This window comes from Paenibacillus sp. IHBB 3054, from assembly GCF_051594305.1.
GTDB lineage: Bacteria > Bacillota > Bacilli > Paenibacillales > Paenibacillaceae > Paenibacillus_AQ.
This window is the reverse complement of sequence record NZ_JBOFBG010000024.1, coordinates 96,952-104,495: the sequence shown is the minus strand read 5'-3', so window position 1 is coordinate 104,495 and position 7,544 is coordinate 96,952. Positions and strand designations below refer to the sequence as shown.

Below are 7,544 nucleotides of genomic sequence, written 5' to 3'. Positions count from 1 at the left end.
AACGTGCAGTAAGAACTAACGATGATACCCGAGTAAGAGTTTCATTCTTTAAAGATATGGGTATATAAGCTATATTTTCGAAATATAACCGCAAACAAGCCACAAGTTGGGAAGTGAGAGGCGTCATGGATTCTGCAGTCAACATCCTGCTCGTAGACGATCACCCGGAAAACTTGGTTGCCATTGAGGCCGTTCTCAGCGGAGAACCTTATCGTCTGGTTCGGGCATATTCCGGAATTGAGGCTTTGCGTTGTTTATTGGAAGAGGAGTTTGCCGTCATTGTCATGGATGTGCAAATGCCGGAAATGGACGGGTTAGAGACGGCCAGCATCATCCGGACCCGGGAGAAAACCAAATTCGTCCCCATCATCTTTATGACAGCCATCAGCAATAAATTGGAACATATCTTCGCAGGTTATTCCGTTGGCGCTATGGATTACATGACGAAACCCTTCGTTCCGCAAATTTTTAAATCCAAAATCGAGGGTTACGTCAGTATGTATGAAGCTAACAAAACCCTTCAGTTCCAAAGCGAAATGTTGAGGAAACAAACGAGGCAGTTAGAGAAAACCAATCAGGAGCTGGTCCAAGCCAAGGAAACGGCGGAGATCGCTTCTCGTGTGAAATCAGAGTTTCTGGCCATGATGAGCCATGAAATCCGGACTCCACTGAATGGGATCATAGGTATGTCTGATCTGCTTCTTGCCTCCGATTTGCCGGAAGAATATTCAGAGATGGCTGGGATCATCCATACAAGCAGTAATGCACTGCTTTCTGTCATCAACCATGTCCTCGACTTTTCCAAAATTGAATCCGGAAAAATGGAATTGGAGGAGGAAACGTTCTCCCTTCAGCACTGCCTGATTGAAACGATTGATTTGTTTACAGCCAAAATCAGGGAACGAAATCTGGAAGTGGTGGTGCTGGTTGATCCTTCGCTGCCGCCATGTATAAAAGGGGACATGAATCGCCTCCGTCAGGTGTTAAATAATCTGGTCGGTAATGCCGTAAAGTTTACGCATGAAGGCAGTGTATACATAATGGTAAACAAGCTCGCGGAGACGGAGAATTCGCTTATGCTTGAGTTTATGATTAAAGATACCGGGATCGGAATCCCTTCGGATAAGATAAACGAACTGTTTCAGCCATTCTCCCAGTTGGATGCCTCAACTACACGTAAGTTCGGAGGCACGGGGCTCGGATTATCGATCAGCAAATCCTTGGTTGAATTAATGGGCGGCACGATCCGGGTAGAACCGTCGAATGAACCCGGCGCAACATTCATTTTTACAATTGCAGTCAAGACGCTCATGAGCCCAGATCAGCCTTCGGACAAGTCAGATCGGAAGCCGCTGCAAACGGATACTACAACCCACAGCCATACGCCAGCTCCGATTCGTGTCTTGGTTGGAGAAGACGACAACGTAAGCCGGAGGCTAATGAAACAAATGCTGGAAGCACTCGGCTTCTTTGCTGATTTGGCGGAGAACTGCACAGAGGTACTGGCAGCTTTGGAACAAACGCCTTACGATCTGCTTTTCCTCGATCTCCGAATTCCCTTCAAAGAGGGCTGGGAGACTGTACAAGAAATCAAAACGAAAGTTATAGACAAGCAAACTGTGATCATTGCCATGACGGCTAACGTTTCTAAGGAAACGATGCAGCGGTGTTTGTCCTCGGGCATGGACGATTTTATCGCCAAGCCTGTTCGATCAGAAGATATAAAACAGGTCATTCAAAAATATGTGATGAAAAAGGGGCAGTGTTGAGTATATGAGCAAGCAAGACCAAATCAACGAAACGAACGACGATCAAATTGGCGTCGGCGAACTGCTCAACGCCTTAATGGCGATGAAGAAAGGCAACTTCTCCTACAGGATGCCCTATGACCGTACGGGTATGGCTGGAAAGGTAGCGGATACGTTTAACGAGATCATGGATATTCAGGAAGCTCTGGTGTCTGAAGTCCAGACAGTAGCCAAGGTTGTCGGAAAAGAAGGGAATCTTTCGAGAAGGTTTGTGCAGAAGAATCTGGGTGGATCATGGGAAACGATTACCGATTCGCTAAATGGTCTGGTCATCGATTTGATTCAACCGACGAGCGAAATGGTCCGGGTGATTAACGCCGTAGCCAAAGGCGATCTGTCCCAGAAGGTGGAACTTGAAATCGAAGGACGAGCACTTACGGGTGAATTCCAGAGAACGGCAAGCAACATTAACATGATGGTGAATCAGCTCAGCACCTTTGCCTCCGAGGTTACTCGTGTTGCGCGTGAGGTTGGTACGGAAGGAATCTTGGGCGGCCAGGCAGACGTCAAAGGGGTGTCGGGCACCTGGAAAGATCTTACGGACAGCGTGAATTATATGGCGACAAACCTCACGGATCAAGTGCGTAATATCGCGGCGGTAACCACTGCCGTCGCCAACGGTGATCTGTCGAAGCAAATCACGGTTAATGCGCGCGGAGAGATTCTCGAACTCAAGAATACGATTAACACAATGGTGGACCAGTTGTCCATGTTCTCCTCCGAGGTTACTCGTGTGGCGCGGGAGGTTGGCACAGAGGGCAAACTCGGCGGGCAGGCGGACGTTAAAGGCGTATCCGGCACTTGGAGAGATTTAACGGAAAGCGTTAACTACATGGCGTCCAATCTGACTAACCAAGTGCGCAACATCGCAGTTGTTACGACTGCGGTCGCAAATGGCGACCTTTCGAAGAAGATTACTGCTGATGTGCAAGGCGAAATCCTAGAGCTTAAGAACACCATCAACACGATGGTGGATCAATTGTCCACCTTTGCTTCCGAGGTTACCCGGATGGCTCGCGAGGTCGGTACGGAAGGGATACTCGGCGGGCAGGCGGATGTTAAAGGCGTATCCGGCACATGGAGGGATTTAACGGAAAGCGTTAACTACATGGCGTCTAACTTAACCAACCAGGTGCGTAACATTGCGGAAGTGACCACCGCCGTTGCCAAGGGCGATTTGTCGAAGACAATTACCGTTGATGCGAAAGGCGAAATTCTCGAATTGAAAAGCACAATCAACATCATGGTGGACCAGCTCAGCAACTTTGCCTCAGAGGTTACCCGTGTGGCGCGGGAGGTTTCAACAGAAGGAATCCTCGGCGGGCAAGCGGACGTTAAAGGAGTATCCGGCACTTGGAAGGATTTAACTGACAGCGTTAACTTTATGGCTGGTACGCTGACTGATCAGGTGCGCAATATTGCTGAAGTGACGACTGCGGTTGCGAAAGGGGATCTATCCAAGCAGATCACGGTTAATGCGAAAGGTGAAATCCTTGAGCTTAAGAACACAATTAACACGATGGTGGAGCAGCTTTCCACCTTCGCTTCCGAGGTTACCCGTGTGGCGCGCGAGGTTGGTACCGAGGGCATGCTGGGAGGACAAGCCCAAGTTAAAGGCGTTGCAGGGACATGGCGAGATTTGACCGAGAGTGTAAACTATATGGCTTCGAACTTGACCAACCAAGTGCGCAACATCGCCGTCGTGACGACGGCCGTCGCAAACGGAGACCTGTCTAAGAAAATCACGGCGGATGTCCAAGGTGAAATCCTCGAGCTCAAAAATACCATCAATACGATGGTGGACCAACTCTCGATGTTCTCCTCCGAGGTTACGCGGGTGGCGCGTGAGGTAGGTACGGACGGGAAACTGGGCGGACAAGCGCAGGTTAAAGGGGTCGGAGGGACCTGGAAGGATTTGACCGAAAGCGTTAATAACATGGCCCGGAATCTGACGGACCAGGTGCGGAACATCGCGGACGTTACGACGGCGGTAGCAAAGGGTGACCTGTCCAAGAAAATCACCGTCGACGTCAAAGGCGAAATCCTTGAACTCAAAAATACGATTAACACAATGGTGGACCAGCTCTCGACCTTCGCCTCCGAGGTTACACGCGTAGCGCGCGAGGTTGGCACAGATGGAAAACTCGGCGCGCAAGCGGAAGTTAAGGATGTTTCCGGTACATGGAAAGATTTGACTGATACGGTTAACTACATGGCCAGTAACTTGACCATTCAGATGCGCAACATTGCCGGCGTTACGACGGCAGTTGCGAATGGGGACCTGTCCAAGAAAATCACCGTAGATGTCAAAGGTGAACTATTGGAACTGAAGAACACGATAAACACGATGGTGGATCAACTAAATTCGTTCGCATCCGAGGTTACGCGGGTGGCGCGGGAGGTCGGTACGGACGGCAAGCTGGGCGGACAAGCCCAAGTACGCGGCGTAGGCGGGATCTGGAAAGACCTCACCGACAACGTTAACATCATGGCGACCAATCTGACGGATCAGGTGCGCGGGATTGCCAAGGTCGTGACCGCAGTTGCAAACGGCAACCTAAAGCAGAAACTGACTGTTGAAGCCAAAGGCGAAATTGCCGAACTCACGGATACCATCAACAATATGATCGAGACGCTGGCCACCTTCGCCGACCAGGTGACTACCGTGGCGCGGGAGGTAGGTGCTGAAGGGAAACTGGGTGGACAAGCGAACGTGCCTGGCGCAGCCGGTACTTGGCGCGATCTCACCGACAATGTTAACTACATGGCGAGTACGCTGACTACTCAGGTGCGCGCGATCACCAATGTCGCCACAGCGGTGACGAACGGTGATCTGTCACGTGCCATCGACGTATCCGCATCCGGAGAAGTCACAACGCTGAAAGACAACATTAACGAAATGATTCGGAACCTGAAGGAAACGACTCGGATCAATACAGAGCAGGACTGGCTCAAAACCAACCTCGCCAAATTCTCACGGCTGCTTCAAGGACAAAGAGATTTGTATGCGGTCAGCCGTATGATCCTGTCCGAGCTTGCTCCGCTCGTGTCCATGCAGCATGGTGTCTTCTACATCAATGAACCGTTTAACGGCGAACCGGTGCTGAAGCTGTTTGCCAGCTACGCTTACCAAAGCCGCAAACATTTGGCGAACGAATTCAGAGCCGGGCAAGGCTTGGTCGGCCAGTGCCTGATCGAGAAACAGCGGATCCTGCTCACTAACGTGCCAGGTGACTATGTCGTGATATCCTCTGCTCTTGGCGAAGCTGCACCTCTCAACATCATATTGCTGCCAATCATATTTGAAGATCAGGTACTGGCGATTCTTGAACTCGCTTCTTTCCGCCCTTATAGTGATATCGACATCGCCTTCTTGGATCAGCTTACGGAATCCATCGGAATCGTGATTAACACGATGCAGGCGAACCAACGTACGGAGGAGCTGCTGATCCAATCACAGTCCCTTACCGAAGAGCTCCAAAAGCAGCAGATGGAGCTGCGGAATACGAACGACGAACTTGAGGATAAAGCAAAGTTGCTTGTGCTGCAAAAGGCAGAAGTGGAAAGCAAAAATCATGAGGTAGAGGTCGCCAAACGATATCTGGAAGAGAAAGCGGAACAGCTTGCCCTCACGTCAAAGTACAAATCCAAATTTCTAGCCAACATGTCGCACGAGCTCCGTACCCCTCTGAACTCTTTGCTGCTCTTGGCAGAACAGCTTGCTGAGAACCCGGAAGACAATCTTCACGAGATTCAGGTGAAGTTCGCGAAAACTATTCAGGATTCCGGACTCGAATTACTTAATCTTATTAACGATATTCTCGATCTGTCCAAAATTGAATCGGGCACGATCACGCCGGATTACAGCGATGTGTCTTTGACCGAACTGACAGGCGGGCTCGACCGTACTTTCCGCCACATGGTGGACGCTAAGAGACTGGACTACCGAATCAAAATTGATCCCGGCGTACCAGCAAGCATAGTGACGGACTTCAAGCGGCTTCAGCAAATTTTGAAAAACTTGCTTTCGAACGCCTTTAAGTTCACAGAACAAGGGCACATTATGCTTCAGATCCGGAAAGCGAGTGAGGGCTGGCATCAAGAAAATGAATCGCTGAATCGTGCCAAAACGGTCATTTGCTTCTCCGTCAGCGATACGGGGATCGGCATCCCTCATGAGAAACAGCAGATCATTTTCGAAGCCTTCCAGCAGGCGGACGGCAGTACGAACCGGGAATATGGCGGAACGGGCTTGGGACTTGCAATATCCCGGGAAATTGCCGAGATGCTGGGTGGAGAAATCACTCTGTACAGTGAAGTGACCAAGGGAAGCGTATTTAATTTGTACCTGCCATCTGAAGCGGAATTCACGGAACCGGAGATCAAGAGGATACATGTACCAGAGGTGATTGATATCACTCCGCCCAAACGCAGAAGCAACCTAGGCAGAGCGGCGGAAGACACTTTGATTGACGACCGAGATAACATTGAGTCGGGTGACCGTGTATTCCTGATTGTGGAGGATGATCAGAAGTTCAATGAAATTATTCTCGATCTCCTCCATAAAAAAGGAATCAAAGCTGTCATTACCGCCAGCGGCTGGGATGTTCTGGAACTCGTTCAAAGGTACAATCCGATCGCCATAACGTTGGATCTGCATCTTGGTGGGGATACAAACGGTTGGCTGGTGCTCGATCAGCTGAAGAACGATATCCATGTGCGGCATATTCCGATTTGCGTCATGACCGTTGACGAGGACGAGGTGCTTCTGCTGCAGAAGGGGGCTCACAATTACTTCCGGAAACCGGTGACCAATGAAGAGCTGGAGAGTGCTTTGGATCGTTTGAACCAGTTTGCGGACAAGAAGGCTCAAAACCTGTTGGTGATCGTCCATGATGAGCAAGAGCGGAAGCAAATTGTCGACCTGCTAAGCAATCAGGATCTCAAGATCACGGCAGTGGACACGGGGCGCAAAGCGTTGAACCAGATCAACACAAAAGATTTTGATTGTGTCGTACTGGACAACAGTTTACCGGATATGAATCTCATCCGGTTCGTCCGGGATATGTATAAAAATGCCAAAAACAAAAGAGTTCCCGTCGTAGCCCGCCTGAGCAAGAAGTTGACGCCGGCGGAGGAGAACGAGTGGGATGAGTTGGTCAAAATGGTGGTTCTCAAAGAGGTGAAATCGAATCTCCAATTGATCGATGAAACAACTCTCTTCCTGCACAGCAGGGCGGAGAACCTTCCGCCTAGTTCAAAGGAAAAGCTGGTTAAACTGCATAATTCGGATGAAATGATCGAGTATAAGAAAGTGCTTGTTGTGGATGATGATATCCGTAACATTTTTGCACTCACGTCAATTTTGGAACGCCATCAAATGAAAGTCATTCCTGCGGAGAACGGCCAGGATGCCATTAACCTTCTGGAACAGAGTCCGGACATCGAAATCGTGCTGATGGATATCATGATGCCGGGAATGGACGGTTACGAAACAACCCGCGCTATCCGGCAGAAAGAGAAATTCAAGAACCTGCCCATTCTTGCACTCACGGCGAAAGCCATGAAGGGAGACAGGGAGCTGTGCCTCGAAGCCGGCTGCTCGGATTACATCACCAAACCGGTCAACAGCGCGCAGTTGTTATCTATGATGCGCACATGGTTAGACCAATAACACATACGTTCGATAAGAAAGCCCTCGTCCTAAAGACGGGGGCTTTTAGACTGTTATCTAAA

The 7,544-nt window shown here is 49.8% G+C and carries 2 protein-coding genes; both read left to right on the top strand.

The features are described 5' to 3' along the window. Positions 1-125: 125 nt before the first annotated feature. Entirely contained in the window at positions 126-1,769 is a 1,644-nt protein-coding gene (locus ACQ76X_RS23095) for a response regulator (protein ID WP_438496100.1), read from the top strand. Positions 1,770-1,773: 4 nt separating this feature from the next. Then, entirely contained in the window at positions 1,774-7,482 is a 5,709-nt protein-coding gene (locus ACQ76X_RS23090; RefSeq protein WP_438496099.1) for a HAMP domain-containing protein, read from the top strand. The last annotated feature ends 62 nt before the right edge of the window (positions 7,483-7,544 follow it).

Bases quoted from the DNA above. Each gene is read 5' to 3' on its own strand.
- ACQ76X_RS23095 (WP_438496100.1), top strand. From the start codon at position 126: ATGGATTCTGCAGTCAACATCCTGCTCGTAGACGATCACCCGGAAAAC.
- ACQ76X_RS23090 (WP_438496099.1), top strand. From the start codon at position 1,774: ATGAGCAAGCAAGACCAAATCAACGAAACGAACGACGATCAAATTGGC.